This window comes from Ruegeria arenilitoris, from assembly GCF_013035425.1.
Lineage (GTDB): Bacteria > Pseudomonadota > Alphaproteobacteria > Rhodobacterales > Rhodobacteraceae > Ruegeria > Ruegeria arenilitoris_A.
In genome coordinates this window covers 97140-113633 of the sequence record NZ_WQHX01000001.1, presented here as the reverse complement: position 1 = coordinate 113633, position 16494 = coordinate 97140, and the positions used below count along the sequence as shown (strand labels likewise).

At 52.7% G+C, this 16494-nt stretch carries 17 protein-coding genes and 1 pseudogene; 10 read left to right on the top strand and 8 right to left on the bottom strand.

What is annotated here, in order from left to right; all coding sequences use genetic code 11:
* Positions 1–76 precede the first annotated feature (76 nt).
* From ccmA to GOV45_RS00540, 5 genes are all read left to right on the top strand, one after another.
* A complete protein-coding gene (ccmA, locus tag GOV45_RS00560; RefSeq protein WP_170472817.1) occupies positions 77–691 on the top strand; it encodes a heme ABC exporter ATP-binding protein CcmA in 615 nt (204 codons plus the stop codon).
* Positions 688–1344 carry a heme exporter protein CcmB gene (gene ccmB, locus GOV45_RS00555; protein ID WP_170472814.1) on the top strand — a complete coding sequence of 219 codons (657 nt, stop codon included), beginning with the start codon at positions 688–690 and terminating at the stop codon, positions 1342–1344. Before ccmA ends, ccmB begins: the two co-directional genes overlap by 4 nt.
* Positions 1345–1405: 61 nt before the next feature.
* Positions 1406–2179: a heme ABC transporter permease gene (locus tag GOV45_RS00550; RefSeq protein WP_170472812.1), complete on the top strand. Its 774-nt coding sequence runs from the start codon at positions 1406–1408 to the stop codon at positions 2177–2179.
* Positions 2176–2334 carry a heme exporter protein CcmD gene (gene ccmD / locus GOV45_RS00545; RefSeq protein ID WP_170472810.1) on the top strand — a complete coding sequence of 53 codons (159 nt, stop codon included), beginning with the start codon at positions 2176–2178 and terminating at the stop codon, positions 2332–2334. The genes GOV45_RS00550 and ccmD overlap by 4 nt, the downstream gene beginning before the upstream one ends.
* A complete protein-coding gene (locus GOV45_RS00540) occupies positions 2327–2866 on the top strand; it encodes a DsbE family thiol:disulfide interchange protein (protein ID WP_170472808.1) in 540 nt (179 codons plus the stop codon). The genes ccmD and GOV45_RS00540 overlap by 8 nt, the downstream gene beginning before the upstream one ends.
* Here GOV45_RS00540 and GOV45_RS00535 read toward each other — a convergent pair.
* From GOV45_RS00535 to acnA, 4 genes and pseudogenes are all read right to left on the bottom strand, one after another.
* Entirely contained in the window at positions 2863–3663 is an 801-nt protein-coding gene (locus GOV45_RS00535) for a methyltransferase domain-containing protein (protein ID WP_170472805.1), read from the bottom strand. The two genes, GOV45_RS00540 and GOV45_RS00535, sit on opposite strands and share 4 nt — an antisense overlap.
* Before the next feature lie 67 nt (positions 3664–3730).
* A pseudogene (locus tag GOV45_RS00530) lies at positions 3731–4431 on the bottom strand (SDR family NAD(P)-dependent oxidoreductase).
* A gap of 158 nt (positions 4432–4589) precedes the next feature.
* Positions 4590–6092, bottom strand: a complete 1503-nt coding sequence (locus GOV45_RS00525; RefSeq protein ID WP_170472802.1) for a BCCT family transporter — start codon at positions 6090–6092, stop codon at positions 4590–4592.
* Positions 6093–6213: 121 nt separating this feature from the next.
* Positions 6214–8904, bottom strand: a complete 2691-nt coding sequence (gene acnA / locus GOV45_RS00520; protein ID WP_170472799.1) for an aconitate hydratase AcnA — start codon at positions 8902–8904, stop codon at positions 6214–6216.
* Positions 8905–9130: 226 nt separating this feature from the next.
* On the opposite strand from acnA, the gene GOV45_RS00515 reads away from it, so the two are divergent.
* Entirely contained in the window at positions 9131–9832 is a 702-nt protein-coding gene (locus GOV45_RS00515) for a DUF1223 domain-containing protein (protein ID WP_170472798.1), read from the top strand.
* Positions 9833–9856: 24 nt separating this feature from the next.
* On the opposite strand, the gene GOV45_RS00510 is transcribed toward GOV45_RS00515, so the two are convergent.
* From GOV45_RS00510 to purB, 4 genes are all read right to left on the bottom strand, one after another.
* Complete coding sequence (locus GOV45_RS00510; protein WP_170472796.1) at positions 9857–10780, bottom strand: lysophospholipid acyltransferase family protein; 924 nt, start codon at positions 10778–10780, stop codon at positions 9857–9859.
* A gap of 111 nt (positions 10781–10891) precedes the next feature.
* Positions 10892–11989, bottom strand: coding sequence for a flagellar motor switch protein FliG (locus GOV45_RS00505; protein WP_254447871.1), 1098 nt, complete (start codon positions 11987–11989; stop codon positions 10892–10894).
* A gap of 68 nt (positions 11990–12057) precedes the next feature.
* Positions 12058–12597, bottom strand: coding sequence for a tetratricopeptide repeat protein (locus tag GOV45_RS00500; protein ID WP_170472793.1), 540 nt, complete (start codon positions 12595–12597; stop codon positions 12058–12060).
* 377 nt (positions 12598–12974) lie between these two features.
* The gene (gene purB / locus GOV45_RS00495) at positions 12975–14279 is read right to left on the bottom strand and encodes an adenylosuccinate lyase (RefSeq protein WP_170475301.1); all 1305 of its coding nucleotides are present in this window, start codon (positions 14277–14279) and stop codon (positions 12975–12977) included.
* A gap of 89 nt (positions 14280–14368) precedes the next feature.
* On the opposite strand from purB, the gene GOV45_RS00490 reads away from it, so the two are divergent.
* From GOV45_RS00490 to GOV45_RS00475, 4 genes are all read left to right on the top strand, one after another.
* Entirely contained in the window at positions 14369–14698 is a 330-nt protein-coding gene (locus tag GOV45_RS00490; protein WP_170472790.1) for a hypothetical protein, read from the top strand.
* A complete protein-coding gene (locus GOV45_RS00485) occupies positions 14698–15120 on the top strand; it encodes a DUF6314 family protein (RefSeq protein ID WP_170472788.1) in 423 nt (140 codons plus the stop codon). Before GOV45_RS00490 ends, GOV45_RS00485 begins: the two co-directional genes overlap by 1 nt.
* 77 nt (positions 15121–15197) lie before the next feature.
* The gene (locus GOV45_RS00480; protein ID WP_170472785.1) at positions 15198–15785 is read left to right on the top strand and encodes a biotin transporter BioY; all 588 of its coding nucleotides are present in this window, start codon (positions 15198–15200) and stop codon (positions 15783–15785) included.
* An 11-nt stretch (positions 15786–15796) separates the two neighbouring features.
* Positions 15797–16486: a hypothetical protein gene (locus tag GOV45_RS00475; RefSeq protein WP_254447870.1), complete on the top strand. Its 690-nt coding sequence runs from the start codon at positions 15797–15799 to the stop codon at positions 16484–16486.
* Positions 16487–16494 lie beyond the last annotated feature (8 nt).

Below are 16494 nucleotides of genomic sequence, written 5' to 3'. Positions count from 1 at the left end.
TTCATGATGGCTCGTCTAAATGCCCTGCGGCAAATCCCTCCTTTTGCCACTGACCGCAATGGGATAATCGGACGTCATGACTCTAACCGTGACCGACCTTGCCATTGCCCGAGGGGGGCTTGCCCTGTTGGAAAGGCTGAACTTTGTTTTGGAACCCGGTAAAGCGCTGATTCTGCGTGGCCCCAACGGGATTGGCAAGACAACTCTGTTGCGTACGCTTGCGGGTCTTCAAGCGCCGTTGGCTGGCCAAATTCAAGGCGCCGAGGACCGGATTGCCTATGCTGCGCATGCCGACGGGCTAAAGCCGACCCTGACTGTGGCGGAGAACCTTTCGTTCTGGATGTCTGTATTCGGAACGCACAGCATCCAACCTGCGTTGGATAGATATGACCTAAATGAGCTGGCAGATCGCCAAGCTGGCAACTTGTCGGCTGGGCAAAAACGCCGTGCGGGACTTGCACGGCTGTTGGTTACAGGGCGTCCTATCTGGATGCTCGATGAACCCACAGTCTCATTAGACCGCAATGCCGTGACTATGTTCGCTGAAGCTGTTGAAGACCACCTGAAGTATGGAGGTTCGGCGCTAATTGCCACACACATCGACCTGGGCTTGGAAGCCAAAGTTTTGGACATAAGCTCGAACAAAGTCAAACCGAGACCAATCGAAGACTTTGACGGGGCCTTTCTATGATTGCCTTGTTGCTCCGAGATTTGAAACTGGCGTTTCGCGCTGGCGGTGGATTTGGCCTTGGGTTAGCTTTCTTTCTTATAGTCACGGTACTTGTTCCATTTTCGGTCGGTCCGCAGTCGTCCTTGTTGTCCATTATCGCTCCCGGCGTATTGTGGCTAGGGGCGTTACTTGCGTGCCTGTTGTCGCTTGATCGACTGCTGGCGCTAGACTGGGAAGATGGCTCGTTAGATCTATTGGCTACTGCGCCTCTTCCCTTGGAGGCAGTTGTGGCAGTCAAATCATTGGCGCATTGGCTGACGACCGGTTTACCCTTAGTCTTGGTGGCGCCATTGCTTGGTGTAATGCTCAATTTGCCGGAAACTGGTTTTACTTGGTTAGTTGTATCATTGCTGATTGGTACTCCGGCCTTGAGTGTGATCGGGACATTTGGTGCAGCCATCACAGTTGGACTGAAACGAGGCGGACTGCTTTTGTCTCTTTTGGTTTTGCCGCTATACGTCCCAACGCTTATTTTCGGTGCCGAGGTTGCCCGACGAGGAGCGACTGGGACGGAATTAGAGACGCCGCTATTATTGCTGGCAGGAATTACAACGGCCACAATTGCGTTGCTGCCTTTTGCCAGCGCAGCAGTATTAAAGATCAACCTGCGATGAAGCGCCACAACTTTGACTGAGGTCAATTGAGAACGACTCTGATACGGACTAAATAAGCCCCATGACGATCACAGCCAAAGCCAATTCACTGTGGGAATACGCTAACCCGCGCAAGTTTCTTGCAACAAGCGAGCGATTGCTGCCTTTTTTTTGGTTGGCTTCAACAACGTGTTTGGTCGTGGGGTTGGTCTGGGGGTTCTTTTTCACACCGGATGACTACAAACAAGGCTCAACCGTAAAGATCATCTATTTGCATGTGCCTTCGGCGTTGATGGCAATCAACTGCTGGCTAATGATGTTGGCGGCCTCGCTCATTTGGCTTGTACGGCGCCATCATGTAAGTGCTTTGGCGGCTCGTGCTGCGGCTCCGGTAGGAATAGTTTTTACGCTTGTGGCCTTGGTAACCGGCGCAATCTGGGGGCAACCCATGTGGGGTAGCTGGTGGGCTTGGGATCCGCGTCTGACGTCGTTTCTAATCCTGTTTTTATTTTACCTTGGATATGTGGCCTTATGGGAGGCGATAGAAGATCCGGACACAGCAGCCGACCTGACTTCGGTTTTGTGTCTGGTGGGATCTGTTTTCGCTATCCTAAGCCGTTATGCGGTGAATTTTTGGAACCAAGGCCTGCATCAGGGCGCGTCAGTTATGCGGGTCGCTGCCGTTACAGGATCGGATACTGAAGAGAAAGTAAGCAACATCTACTTTTTCCCTTTGATGTTGTGTATTGTCGGGTTCGTTTTGCTATTCATCGCGTTGGTCTTATATCGCACGTGTACTGAAATTCGCGCGCGCCGGATCAAGGCGTTGTTGGCGCGGGAAAGGGCAAATGCATGATCCCTGATTTAGGCAAGTACACTGAAACCGTTCTTTCGGCTTATGGGATTTCTATCGTCCTTTTGGTCGCGTTGGTTGTGTTGAGTGTGATGCGCGGTCGAAGGGTGCGGACTGAATTGAAGAGTGTCGAGCAAAGGATGTCGCGCGATGGCTAAAATCTCTCCTTTGATGATTGCGCCGCCTCTAATCTTTGCTGCCTTTGCTGTATTGGCTGGAATTGGAATGTTCCGCGATGACCCAGATGCTTTGCCATCTGCGCGCGAAGGCCAGCCTGCTCCGCCCGTTGCTCTGGTCGAATTTCCCGGAAAGCCGCTGTTCGACGATGCGACTTTGCGTGACGGGGAGGTAAAGCTGGTCAACTATTGGGCCAGCTGGTGCGCGCCATGTCGCGCTGAGCACCCAAACCTCGAAGCACTGTCTGAGGAAGGCGTTCCAGTCTATGGGATCAACTACAAGGATAATTTAACCAATGCCGAGGCTTTCCTGACCGAGCTGGGCGACCCATATCAAGCCATAGGACGGGACGAGCAGGGTCGCATGGCGTTGGACTGGGGCCTTTATGGCGTCCCGGAAACCTATGTAGTTGACGGTGAAGGCACAATTGTTTTGCGCTTTGCAGGGCCAATCACTCAGCGTGTAATCGAAAGCACTATCCGGCCTGCGTTGGAAAAGGCAGCAGAAAACTAAGCACGCGCAGTGAATAAGAAATAACCAACTGTTCCAAAAACACTTCGATCGCGGGCGAGAGCTTCCAATCCGTCTGACCAACTGCTCAATTCTGTATCCGTTACGGCTCCTGCCGTGTACGCTCTTTTTCCGACACTGTCGAAATATCCGTACGCCAATTCTTGCGGCATGACCACAACGCGGGTTGCAATGGAATAATCCGGCAGGTTCCGTAGTGAAGCATCAATTGTTCCGGGTAAGGCATTGTGTTCAACGGCGGTCTCGACCTCATATGTTAAAATCTTTCGGGCCAATTTGCGATCGGGATGGTTGATGTTTGTAGAGGAAAAATCGGGTTCGATTACCGCGAGACAGGCACCGTCGGAGGCGACTCGTTGAATTTCACGCAACGCCAATTCGGGATCTTTAAGGTAAATCAGGACGCGCTCCGCTCGCACATAATCAAAGGAGTTGTCAGCAAACGGCAACCGCTGCGCATCACCCTTTTCAAAAGCGATTTTTAAGCCGGCCTCATTGGATCGCCGCTTAGCTTCCGCCAAGAAATTGGCGCTGACATCAAGCCCGCAAACTTTAGCTGAGGATGCAAGGCGTCGTGCAATTCTGAGTGTTTCCAACCCAAATCCACAGCCTACATCCAGAACTTTTGGGGCCTGCGGCAGCACGAGGCTTTTTTGTTCGAGTTGTTTTAGTTCCTGAATTTGGACAGCACTATCAAAGGCCTCAAGCGCCGCTATATATGCGCGGGTGTCAGCGTCGACCGAGTGGCCCTTGAATTTGCTTAACGAAAAACTGTCCACAACACCTTCCTGTTCGACCCTTTTTGAAATTTAGTGCCGCAATGCGCTCTCGTCCAAAAAAAGACTTTCATAGTCTATAACCACCTGTCACGCCCAAAACTTCCCCAGTAATAAATCCCGCGTCATCAGAGACCAAGAATCGCACCACTTTGGCTATTTCTTCGGGAGTGCCTATGCGGCCCAGGGCAGTGTCTTTGACGAAAATCTCCGTCAGGTCGTCGGAACGCGGTGCTTCCGGGATGTTTATCGCGCCGGGTGCGACGGCGTTGACCCTTATGCCCGCAGGGCCCAATTCTTTGGCCATTGCGCGGGTCCACAGATTGAGCGCGGCTTTGCTGGCGCCGTACGTAGCTGCGTCCCGAGGGGGCACGTTGCATTCATGGAAGAGATGCTGACAATTGATGCCCCAGTGTTCAGATGGGGCAGGGCCGCCGCCAGCAGTGCTGCTGGTGCCAAAAGGTTGAGATTCAATATCGCTGTGTGATCCTCCGCAACGAATGTGTCTTTGGGTGTCGAGCGTACAAGGCCAGCATTATTCACAATCGCGTCCAGACGCCCAAAACGGGAAATGACTTTTTGAATGACGCGTGCCGGTTCGCCGTTTTCTCTTAGGTCAGATTGAACCGATAGGGTGCTGCATTGCTTCAACTCTGCTGACGGTTCAGTTGCCAGCCAAGTAAACGCAATTTGGTGATCTCGCCTCAGGTTCTCTACAATCGCGCGCCCGATCCCACGCGCGCCGCCAGTTATCAATGCTACTTTATCCATGGCGCTCACAAGATCGGCAATTTCAGCGTTGTTCAATGCTGATTTTGTTGAAAGGCAGCACTGTGTAGGCGCTTGCTGTTCGTTATCTGCGCACCAAAATCCAAATCATTGCTGCGATGAAAGCAAAAGTGACCAGATTCATCAAAGTGTCGGTAAGATCACCGATTAGCATTGCTTTTTCCTTCCTCCCTTAATGCTCGGAAAAGGCAAACCATCAGCAGTACCGAGATGAACACAAAGGGCAAAGCCCCAAGCGAGATTAAAATTTTTACCGAGTCGACTGAGCCTGAAAGGATCATTGCAACACTCAATAGTCCTAGCAGTGCCCCCCATATCAGGCGAACCCTTGGAGGCGGGTTTTCGTTCCCTCCCGAAGAGAAAGTCCCTAGAACGAAGGCTGCGCTTACAACGCTTGTCACTATGAAAAGAAACGCGGCAAGTACCGTCGCCAACGTGGTGATCAGGGAAAGTGGCAACCGTTCGAGAAGCGCGAACGTGACACGTTCGATATTTGATTGGGTCAGTAACAAAAGCTCACCCGCGCCGTTAAGGGCCTCGAACAGTCCAATGCCGCCGAATGCTCCAAACCATAGAATAGAAAATAAAGTAGGGGCGAACAGCACCCCAATAACGAACTCACGGATGGTCCTGCCCCGAGAGATGCGGGCGACGAATACGCCAACAAATGGACCCCACGCTATCCACCAGACCATATACGTTAGGGTCCAATCGCTGAACCACTTGGCAACATCGTCGCCAAAGAAGGTGAAGGTTTGAAAGCCCCTTGGAATGACATTTGTAACGTAATCACCAAACCCCTGGACCACCGTGTTCAATAAATATTCTGTCGGGCCAAGGACCACCGTGTATGCCACAAGGCTGATGGCAATTAACATTGCAGCGTTTGAAAGGCGTGCCATACCCTGACCCAGATCGATGAGAAGCGCCGGTATGTAGGCTGCGACCATGGCTGCGAAAACCAAGCCAATCAGTAGGGCCCCGACCGTGTCGCTTCCACCTAGTACAGCGATACCGTCTGCTACCTGGAAAACGCCCATGGCCATCGAACCACCGACACCGATCGCAATTGCCACGATGGCCATGAAGTCGGACAGCCATCCGACACGCTCGGCCCATCGCTCACCGGGAAACAAGCTTTTAATAGGTGCGCTGACCATCATTCCGGTGCCGCGACGAAAGCTGAAGTAAGCGATCGTCAATGCGGTAGAGCCGTATATAGCCCAAGCATGCAACCCCCAGTGAAAATTCGTTGCAAGCATTGCCTGCTGAGCGGCCAGAAAGTCCGGCGCCATGCCCGAAATGAAATTGAAGTGGGTCAAAGGCTCTGCCACGGCCCAAAACAACAATCCGACACCCATGCCAGCAGAAAACAGCATCGAAATCCAAGTGACGGTTGAGAACTCTGGTTCTTCATCATCCCGACCAAGGCGAATGTTGCCATAGGGAGAAAAGGCCAGAACAAGGCAGCCAATCAGCATACCCGAGGCTGCGAGCATCACAAACCAACCTCTGCTGTGGAAGGTTTGCTGAACTATGCCATTTGCCCAGATCACCAAACTCTGAATATCAACAACGCCCCAAATCCCGATTACCGCGATCACACTCAACGAACAAACAAGCAGGGCGTTGGGTTGTTTCATGACTTTGTTCTTTCGCACTGAGCCTGAACCAAACAGTTTCAGAATTTCGAATGAATGGCCAGAAAACAAAAAACCCCCGGCCGTTTGGCCGGGGGTTCTATCAGCTTGTTTTGCGTTCGATTTACGATGCTTTTGCCAAGTTCCGCAGAACGTATTGAAGAACGCCGCCATTCTCGATGTACTCGATCTCGGGCGCTGTATCGATGCGGCATTTCAATGTGATGGTCTTTTCAGTTCCGTCACCGTAGACGATTGTGCAGGGTACTTCCTGAAGCGGTTCAACCGAGTCCAGACCGTCGATCGATACGGTTTCGTCCCCTTTCAAACCCAATGTCTTACGGGTATCGCCTCCGGTGAACTCGAAGGGGATAACGCCCATGCCAACCAGATTCGAACGGTGGATACGTTCAAAACTTTCGGCGATAACGGCTTTTACACCTAGCAAAGCGGTACCTTTGGCGGCCCAGTCACGCGAGGAGCCTGCGCCGTACTGCTCACCACCAAACACGACCAGCGGGGTGCCTTGTTCCTGATAGGCCATCGACGCTTCGTACACCGATGTTTGTTGTCCATCTGGGCCTTTTGTATAGCCACCTTCAACGCCGTCCAGCATCTCGTTCTTTACGCGGATATTTGCGAAGGTGCCGCGCATCATGATCTCGTGATTACCTCTGCGAGAGCCATACGAGTTGAACTCACGCGGCTGAACCTGTCGATCAGTCAGATACTTACCCGCGGGGGTTGTTGTCGCAAACGATCCAGCAGGCGAGATGTGGTCGGTTGTGATCATATCACCAAGGATAAGCAGAACCTTCGCGCCTTCGATGTTTGAGATTGTACCGGGTTCCGCACCCATACCTTGGAAGTAAGGCGGGTTCTGAATGTAAGTCGATGTTGGAGGCCAATCATAGGTCTCCTGCTGAGGCACCTCGACGTCTTGCCACTTCTCGTCGCCTTTAAATACGTCGGCATATTTCGATTGGAACGCTTCGCGTGTCACAGTCTGTTCGACCAGCTCGGCGACTTCCTGGCTCGAGGGCCAAATGTCTTTCATGTAAACATCGTTGCCGTCTTTGTCCTGACCGATCGGTTCTGAAGTCAAGTCAATATCGAGGGTTCCGGCCAGAGCGTAAACCACGACCAGAGGCGGCGAGGCAAGATAGTTTGCCCGAACATCCGGTGAAATACGGCCTTCGAAGTTTCGGTTGCCCGACAGAACCGAGGTGGCGACCAAATCGCCTTCGGCAATTGCCTCCGAGATTTCCTGCTGTATCGGGCCCGAGTTACCAATGCATGTTGTGCATCCATAGCCCACCAGGTTGAAGCCAATTTTGTCCAGATCTTCTTGCAGGCCGGCGGCCTCAAGATAAGCGGACACAACCTGCGAACCCGGCGCCAGCGAGGTCTTAACCCAAGGCTTGCGGTTCAGACCCAGTTCGGCGGCCTTACGCGCCACAAGGCCCGCGCCGATCATTACGTAAGGGTTCGATGTGTTTGTGCATGATGTGATCGAGGCGATCACGACCTTGCCCGATTCCATGGTGTAATCTTCGCCTTTGACGGCGACTTCTTTGCCCATCGGACGTTTGAAGGTCTGCTCCATCTCACGCGTAAATGCAGCTTTGGCATCTGTCAGGGCAACATAGTCCTGAGGACGTTTCGGGCCAGAGATCGCGGGAACAATTGAACCCATGTCCAGCGACAGTGTGTCGGTGTAGACAGGTGCATAGTCAGCGCCGCGCCAGAAACCGTTTTCTTTCGCATACGCCTCGACCAGCGCAATGCGGTCTTCGTCTCGACCAGTATTGCGCAGATAGCGCAGCGTTTCATTATCGATCGGGAAAAAGCCGCAGGTTGCGCCGTATTCAGGTGCCATGTTGGCGATGGTTGCGCGATCTGCCAATGGGAGGCGATCGAGACCTTCGCCATAGAATTCGACGAATTTGCCCACGACGCCTTTTTCTCGCAACATCTCGACAACTTTGAGAACCAAGTCGGTGCCTGTTGTGCCTTCGACCAGTTCGCCAGTCAGTTCAAAGCCGATAACTTCCGGGATCAGCATCGAGATCGGTTGACCCAACATCGCGGCTTCGGCCTCGATGCCGCCAACACCCCAACCCAGAACGGCCATACCGTTGACCATAGTGGTATGGCTGTCGGTGCCGACAAGCGTGTCGGGGTAGGCGACTTCTTCTCCACGCTGGTCAGTATCAGTCCAGACAGTCTGCGCCAAATACTCAAGGTTCACCTGGTGGCAAATTCCAGTTCCGGGGGGCACAACGCGGAAATTATTGAATGCGTTTTGGCCCCATTTGAGGAACTGATAGCGCTCCATATTACGTTCGTACTCACGGTCGACGTTCATCTGAAAAGCGCGCGGGTTACCAAACTCATCGATCATGACTGAATGGTCGATAACAAGATCAACCGGGTTCAGCGGGTTGATCTTTTGCGCATCGCCGCCTAGCCCTTTGATGCCGTCACGCATGGCTGCCAAATCGACCACTGCAGGCACACCTGTAAAATCCTGCATAAGAACACGGGCAGGGCGATACGCAATCTCGCGTGGGTTCTTGCCACCGTTCGCTCCCCATTCACCAAAGGCTTTTATGTCATCAATCGAGACTGAAAAGCCGTTGTCTTCGAACCGAAGCATGTTTTCCAGCACCACTTTAAGCGCTGCTGGCAACTTCGAGAAATCGCCCAGACCGGCCTCTTGCGCGGCGGGGATCGAGTAATAGGAAATGGACTTACCATTCACGCTCAGGCTGCGGCGTGTCTTGGCGGTATCCTGTCCGACTTTGATGGGCATCTGTGGCCTCCCTCTCAAATGACGTGGATTTTGGGATTCGCTGAGGGCTATCTGCATTACCAGCGGCTTTGGTTCAAGGTCCAAGAGGCAGGGTGCGGCAATTTTTGTATACCATTGCACACATTTTTGCCGATTTGAACGAACAAGGTCTCAAGAAACCTTGATTGGTGATTTGAATATTTCCGGACTAAACACTCAGGACACTCTGTCAGTTAGAGATGATTCAATGTTCAAATCTTCCTTATTAGGAACTGCTCTTTCTGTGTCCATCGCCGCTTTGGCCATTGCTGACGATGATCCGGTCGTGGTCGAATTGTTTACGTCGCAGGGATGTTCGTCCTGTCCTCCGGCTGATCGCATCATGCACGAATTAGCCAAGCGTGAAGATGTAATTGGTCTGGCCTTGCACGTGGACTACTGGGACTACATTGGGTGGAAGGACGAATACGCTAATCCAGACCACGCACTGCGCCAGAGAGCCTACGCGCGCCAAGGCGGGCGATCAATGATCTACACTCCTCAGATGGTGATTAATGGGCAGCATGATGTTGTCGGCGCTAAATCGAGGGATTTGGATAGGATCATTGACTTGCATTTGACCTCTGAGCCCGAAGCCCAAGTCAAAGCCAATCGTTCTGGCAACGAAATAGATGTGGAAGTAAACCCGATCGAATTGCCCGAAGGCGAAGCGTACGACATACTTGTTGTTCAATATTCCCCTCTGCGACACGCGTCTATCCGCCGCGGAGAATTGGCGGGTCACGAACTGGATTACGCAAATGTAGTCGAAAACTGGCAATTTGCCGGTCAATGGAACGGCAGAACACCTGAAAATTTCCGAGTATCATTGCCACTTGACCTACCGGCCGTTGTGCTGGTGCAGAAGGCTGGTCATGGCCCGATAGTCGCGGCAACTCGTGTCAAATAAACTATTGCGATCGCAAGCCTTCGATCAGGGCATATCCTCTGGTTGAACGCCAAGACCTTTCCAGGCTTTCCAGCGACGGTGTATCCAGAACCATTGTCCCATATGTTTGCGCACCATGACCTCAAGATCGTCGTTGGTATATTGTGTCATTGTCTTGGGATCAGAATGTGGGACCGGCTCGTGTAGTACGATTTCGAAATCGATTCCGTTGGGTTGACGCACAGCATAGCAAGGGATCATTACGGCTTTGTACTTTAAAGCCAGTTCCGCGTTCAGAACGGATGTCACCGCCGGTTTGCCGAAAAAAGTCAGCTCTTCACCGCCTATTGCGTGCAGATCGGACACAATGGCGATAATTCCGCCGCTCTTCAAGGTGCGGACCATTTCGACCATACCTCTGCGTCCCTGTTCAAACATGGGCGAACCGGTTTCATAGAAAGCTTCGACGTACATGTCGTTGAAATACGGATTGGCCATACGGCGATACAGACAACCAATTGGCTGACCGCTTCTGTGTTGCAGGGCAATGCGAGCCGCAAGGTAATGTCCAAAATGAGCCGTTATCATCATTACCGGCTTTCCCTCAGCGACGGCGGTATCAAATGACGCGACCCCTTCGCCTGAAACCTTAGCCGTGCTCTGCCGAGCAATGAAATCCTCTGGTGAAAAATGCTCCATAATTGCGCGCCCAGCGTTGTCTGGAACCGCACGGCAAATACGGTTGATCTCGTTCTCGGGAAGATCGGGGCGCGTGAGTTTTAGATTACGACGCACGCGGGCGCGGAATCCGACAATCGGAGCGAGCCCGCGCACGATCGCGCCCATCGTGGCGATCCGTCGCTCGTAAGGTAGCAGACGCATTCCACCAATGACGCCCCTAAGAAAAAGATTAGCAAGATAGTATTTCCCAAGCTCGAAACGACTTAGCTTGGACTTTTTGGCTGGCATGGACGTCTAACCGGAATCTGTGAGATGCCGGATCACTCATACTACTGCGACCTTTCGATCTCAAGTACCTGCCCAAGCCAGATGAATGCACAGAAATTTCAACCTTATACGTTACGGTTCGTCGCTATCTTCCTGTTCGACCAGGGTTAATGCGCCTGCGTCCTGCAAAGTCCGGATCGCTCCGACGATCTGGGACATTGCTTCTTCCGCTTCAGGTTGTTTAACGCGTCCGCGCTCTTCCATTTCGTCGCGCAAGCTGTCAGCCATTCGCGAGGAAATACTTCTCAAAATGAAATCTGCGGCTGCTCGATCTTCACCACTTGTCGCACCGGCAAGGGCGTTCACAAGAACGGGTTGTTCCACTTCACGCAAAATGGCCTGAACGTCGCGGGACATAATACGCTCTGGGATATGAGCAAATGTAAAGATCGACTGGCGGACAACCGTTGCGAAGTCTGCGTCTTCTTCGTCAAGTGCCGTCAATAGTCCGTCTCTGGTCGTGGCTGCCGATCGGTTCAGAATCGCCCCAATACGTTCGCCGGGTTCGTCCTGAAATGCTGGGATCGGACGTTGATCCAGTTGGGCCGCCAGTGACCATCCGATGCGTTCGACGGCTTCGGGGGTGACATTCGCCGTTTTTGATACTGCGTAAGTAATCCTGCGCGCGACTGGGCCAGGTAAATTGCCCAACAGTTGAGCAGCCTTCGCAGTCTCCAATTTGGAAAGCATTACCGCAGCCACCTCGGTACTTTCGGCTTGGGCCATTTTTGCTAGGTCTTGGGCCGGAACTTCGCGCAAACGCTCCCAAGGGTCGCCGACCTGCCTGACACCGGCCACCTTGCGTAAACGGGCCGCTGTTGAGGGCGCTATTTTACCGTTCACGGCATCCAGAGCACCGGCCAATCCATGTGGAAAAGACAACCCAACGCTGTCAAGTGCGTCTGCAAATTCGCCGGCTACAGCCGCCAAAGTCACACGGTCAACAAGCCCCATTCGGCCCAATTGATGCGTGAGTTTTTCTTGTAATGCATCCGGCAGTTCTTCGAGCGGGATGTCTGCCCCTTCGTTCAGTAGAAGCCGAACGATAACTGCGGCCTTTTCTTTATTGGACAATGCGCGCGGGACAACCCGTGCCGGTTCATCAATTGTGTCTACGACTGGCGCTTGCGCGCCAGGCGTCATCTGTATCAGTGCCTGAGGGTCCTGCATATGCCTGCCATGCCAATATCTTAAGTCCCAGGCAGAATAAGGAGAGTCGGGTAAAGAAACCCTGAAGCCTAGTAATTGTAAGTCAAGCCGGTGCTAATCGCTTCGCGTAGTGAAACCTCAGCCCAGGTTCCTTCACCACCACGAGCCTTGATTTCGCGCCACTGTTCAATGGCCTGATCTGTCTTTCCTTCGGTAACAAACCCCTGGCCCATGTAGCTGCGCGCCAGAATGTTATTGGGGTTGGTTGAGATTGCGTTTTCGTAAAAGACGTTCGCAAGCTCAAGTTCACCTAATTTTCGGTAGGTAAAGCCCCAATAGGTTAGAACGCGGTCGTCATCCTGATCCATTATGCGAAGAATTTCCTGCGCGTGCTCGAACTGACCGTCGTAGGCCAATTCCCGAACCGCGTCGTATAGTTGATCATCTGTAAAGTTTGTTCTGTTTGGCTTTACGCACCGTCCCGCGGCTTCGTCGTAGACTCGACCAAATAGGCATTTCTTTGTCGTATTGGTGGGTTTTGGAGGGTTACTGTCGCCACCCGCGGCATGCACGATTGGGGCAAAGGCAAACGCTTGGAATGCGATTGCAGAAGCTAGTACGAGACGCATTTTCCTACTCCGTTTTCTAGGCTGCTCGACATAACAATAGTGCGGTCTACGAAAAATCTAACGTCGAACCGCCCCATATTATTCACGAGTAGGAAACTTTTCGTCAGCTATTGACCAGTTTCACGCAAGTTTGAGCTTCGCTGTCCCAAATTGTACCGGGTGCGCAGGACTGATTTTGACTTGCATGGCCAGTGCATGCCAATCCGGCTGATGCTGTCATAAGCAGCGCGAAGCTGCAGAGTAGGGCGCGGATCATTGCGTTTCTCCCATTAGGAAATCCATGAGCACCATAGCTGAAAACAGCGATTCAGGCAAAGAAACTCAACCCGGGTCCGAAACACGGGCAGAGCCTTTCCAGAACAAATTGAATTCAGAAGTTATTCTCCGAAAACGCGTTCGAATATCGTATCGACGTGTTTGGTGTGGTAACCCAAATCGAACTTTTCTTCGATCTCTTCTTTGGTGAGCGCAGCAGTGACTTCGGCATCGCCCAGCAATTCGGTTTTGAAGTCCTTGCCTTCTTCCCAAACCTTCATGGCGTTACGCTGGACAAGGCGATAAGCATCTTCTCTGCTGACGCCGGCTTGGGTAAGGGCCAATAGAACACGCTGGCTCATGACCAAACCACGAAACTTGTTCATGTTGGCCATCATGTTCTCAGGATAGATAACCAGCTTGTCTACGACGCTAGTCAGCCGCGACAGTGCGAAATCCAGCGTGATGGTGGCATCGGGGCCGATGTTTCGCTCGACCGAGCTATGGCTGATATCGCGTTCATGCCACAACGCCACGTTTTCCATGGCGGGAACCACAGCCATACGTACCAGTCGCGCCAGACCGGTCAGGTTTTCGGTCAGAACCGGGTTGCGTTTGTGCGGCATCGCGGACGAACCTTTTTGACCCTTTGAGAAGAACTCTTCGGCCTCGAGTACCTCGGTTCGCTGCATATGGCGGATTTCGATGGCGATGTTCTCGATGCTGCTGGCGATGACGCCTAGTGTGGCAAAGAAGGCAGCGTGGCGGTCGCGCGGGATTACCTGAGTACTGATTGGCTCGGGCACCAGACCTAGCTGGTCGCAGACATGCTCTTCGACACGCGGATCGATATTGGCAAACGTGCCAACCGCGCCGCTGATTGCGCCGGTGGCGATCTCGGCACGAGCATCGCGCATGCGGGACAAGTTGCGGTCCATCTCGGCGTAAAACCGGGCGAAGGTCAGACCCATTGTTGTGGGTTCGGCGTGGATACCATGGCTGCGGCCAATGCGAACAGTTTCCTTGTGTTCGTAAGCACGACGTTTCAGGGCGGTCAATAATCCTTCAAGATCTGCAATGAGTATGTCTGCGGCACGGGTCAATTGCACGTTGAAGCATGTGTCCAAAACATCGGAACTGGTCATACCCTGATGCACGAAACGGGCTTCTTCGCTGCCGATGTGTTCGGCTAAGTGGGTAAGAAAAGCGATGACGTCGTGTTTGGTCACAGCCTCGATCTCGTCAATGCGGGCGACGTCGAAATCAACATCCTTTGCCTTCCACACTGCTTCGGCGTTTTCGCGCGGAATAACACCCAAATCTGCCATGGCGTCACATGCGTGAGCCTCGATTTCGTACCAAATCCGGAACTTGGTTTCCGGCGACCAAATGGCAACCATATCGGGGCGGGAATAACGTGGAATCATTGGCAGCGGCACCTTATTGTGTTTTGGCATGAGGCGATGCGGCGGGGTTTAAACCCGCTCAGCCAAAGGAACAAGGCGTGAGTGCAAAGATGAGACGGTTTGCCCTGATTTTGGGTCTTGTGCCCAGTTGGTTGGGGGCAGAAGAATTTAAAACTCTAACAGGTGACGAGATTCTGTTAGTGCTTTCCGGACAAAAGCTAAATTACGGTGAGGGAGCCTGGCAGACTTTTGATGACACGATGTTGACCCAATATTTTTTTGGGCAGCCGTCCTCTGGTCGTTGGACAGTGCGCGAGGATCAATATTGTTCATTGTTGCCACCATCGGATTTGTGGGTTTGTTACGATGTGCTCCAAGCCGGCCAGACCATACGATTTGTTGATGACCGGGGTGGCGCCACCGACGGAGTCTTCGAATAGTGATTTTGCCAGGTAAAATTTCCGATTTTGCTGGTGAATGGATACTGTTCCGCACCATACGCGACGCAAAGGCTGGGCAGGTCGTCGAGGCAGATGGAACCGCACGCCTGCGCCCCGATGGTAACGGGCTAATCTATGATGAAGAGGTTATCCTGCGAATCCCCGGTCAGAAGGAAATGAAAGGAACCCGGCGATATCTTTGGCGAGCAATTGGGGATAACATCGAAATCCAATTTGACGACGGTCGGTATTTTCATTCGCTGAACTTAGGTCTGCCAAATGCCTCTGACCATCATGATTGTCCGCCTGACAGCTATGATGCGGCTTATGATTTTTCGGCTTGGCCAGTGTGGTCAGTTAGATGGATTGTTTCCGGACCACGAAAATCCTATGAGATGGACACCAAATATAGGTTACGATAGCGTAATCATCTTGCAGCCGAGGCCCGAAACGGGCATTTCTGCAGCCGCAAAAAGTCCGAACACGGAGAAAAATGAAAATGAGTGCGAATGTTCTGGTCGAAGCAATCGGCCCGCGTGAGGGAACTGCGCTGCGTCTCAAACAAGTTGCCTTGGTTGCCCTGGGTATTTTGGCGCTTGCCATTGCCGCAAAAATCAAGGTTCCCATGTGGCCGGTTCCGATAACAATGGGCACTTTTGCCGTTCTGACCATTGGTACCGCGTATGGCGCCCGTTTGGGTCTGATCACCATGGTAGGTTATCTGCTGATTGGTGCGCTTGGCTTTGATGTTTTTGCCGGTTCTTCGGCTGAAAAATTTGGCCTGACCTATATGATGGGTGGCACTGGCGGTTACCTGGTTGGGTACCTTCTTGCGACAATCCTGCTGGGCGCGTTGGCCGCACGTGGTTGGGACCGCTCGGTTGGGAAGCTGGCATTAGCACTGTTTTTGGCAAATGTGGTCATTTATGTACCGGGCCTCTTTTGGCTTGGCCAGCTTTACGGCTGGGACAAACCGATTCTGGAATGGGGTTTGACACCTTTCCTTATTGGGGATGCGATCAAACTGGCTATGGCGGCGTTGTTGGTGCCCGCCCTCTGGAAACTTGTGGGTAGCGCCCGCACTTAACCAGCCAAGTTTTGCGAAACTTCAACCCGCGTCAGGAGGAACCCCGGCGCGGGTTTGTCGTTTTTGGCCAAAGCGAAGCTGGACAAACCCAGTTCGTACAGGCCAACCTGATATGGAAGAAATCATCAGGTTATTTTGATATGCGCGTTTTGTTTTCAAAGATATTTTTCATCTGTCTCGCGGTTTGGTTTGGCTGTGCGCTTCCCGCGGCTTCAGATACCCCCGTCACGTATACTGATCGTGGTCAAAAGTTGTTCCGATTTGTTGTTCCCGATTTCTGGGCTCTTCGTGTCGGCGGACCTCGGAGTATTGAGGATACGAATGTTGGCGATCCTCGAGCGGTTGCGCGTGTGATGGGTATGCGCCCAGTTACGGATGATGCGGTCTGGATGGGCTTCGTCTCACCCGAAGGGGTAGAGACAATTGAGGACGGTGTTCAATACTTGCAGGACATTGACAAATTTCTGGTCAAGGACGCGAAGCTAACTGAAAGCGTCAGGCAATCGATTGGAGGATTGCCGGCGCATGTGTTTCGCGGAACCGGTCGTAGGGATGGGCGCGGGGTGAACTTTACAGCAACTGTAATTGACCTTCCACGAGGCCGTGTAGCCGTAGCGGTAGCGGTTTTGCAGGATGGCGCTGATCCTGCCTACGTCGAAGACCTGAACGCGATATTCGACTCTTTCCGAGCGATGCAGTGAGGATAAGT

What these genes read in the sequence shown, in the direction of transcription:
- GOV45_RS00540 (WP_170472808.1), top strand. Translation starts at nt 2,327, where the DNA reads ATGGCTAAAATCTCTCCTTTGATGATTGCGCCGCCTCTAATCTTTGCT.
- GOV45_RS00500 (WP_170472793.1), bottom strand. Translation starts at nt 12,597, where the DNA reads ATGCGTCTCGTACTAGCTTCTGCAATCGCATTCCAAGCGTTTGCCTTT.
- ccmB (WP_170472814.1), top strand. Translation starts at nt 688, where the DNA reads ATGATTGCCTTGTTGCTCCGAGATTTGAAACTGGCGTTTCGCGCTGGC.
- GOV45_RS00550 (WP_170472812.1), top strand. Translation starts at nt 1,406, where the DNA reads ATGACGATCACAGCCAAAGCCAATTCACTGTGGGAATACGCTAACCCG.
- GOV45_RS00505 (WP_254447871.1), bottom strand. Translation starts at nt 11,989, where the DNA reads ATGCAGGACCCTCAGGCACTGATACAGATGACGCCTGGCGCGCAAGCG.
- purB (WP_170475301.1), bottom strand. Translation starts at nt 14,279, where the DNA reads ATGATTCCACGTTATTCCCGCCCCGATATGGTTGCCATTTGGTCGCCG.
- acnA (WP_170472799.1), bottom strand. Translation starts at nt 8,904, where the DNA reads ATGCCCATCAAAGTCGGACAGGATACCGCCAAGACACGCCGCAGCCTG.
- GOV45_RS00515 (WP_170472798.1), top strand. Translation starts at nt 9,131, where the DNA reads ATGTTCAAATCTTCCTTATTAGGAACTGCTCTTTCTGTGTCCATCGCC.
- GOV45_RS00480 (WP_170472785.1), top strand. Translation starts at nt 15,198, where the DNA reads ATGAGTGCGAATGTTCTGGTCGAAGCAATCGGCCCGCGTGAGGGAACT.
- GOV45_RS00525 (WP_170472802.1), bottom strand. Translation starts at nt 6,092, where the DNA reads ATGAAACAACCCAACGCCCTGCTTGTTTGTTCGTTGAGTGTGATCGCG.
- ccmA (WP_170472817.1), top strand. Translation starts at nt 77, where the DNA reads ATGACTCTAACCGTGACCGACCTTGCCATTGCCCGAGGGGGGCTTGCC.
- GOV45_RS00490 (WP_170472790.1), top strand. Translation starts at nt 14,369, where the DNA reads ATGAGACGGTTTGCCCTGATTTTGGGTCTTGTGCCCAGTTGGTTGGGG.
- ccmD (WP_170472810.1), top strand. Translation starts at nt 2,176, where the DNA reads ATGATCCCTGATTTAGGCAAGTACACTGAAACCGTTCTTTCGGCTTAT.
- GOV45_RS00510 (WP_170472796.1), bottom strand. Translation starts at nt 10,780, where the DNA reads ATGCCAGCCAAAAAGTCCAAGCTAAGTCGTTTCGAGCTTGGGAAATAC.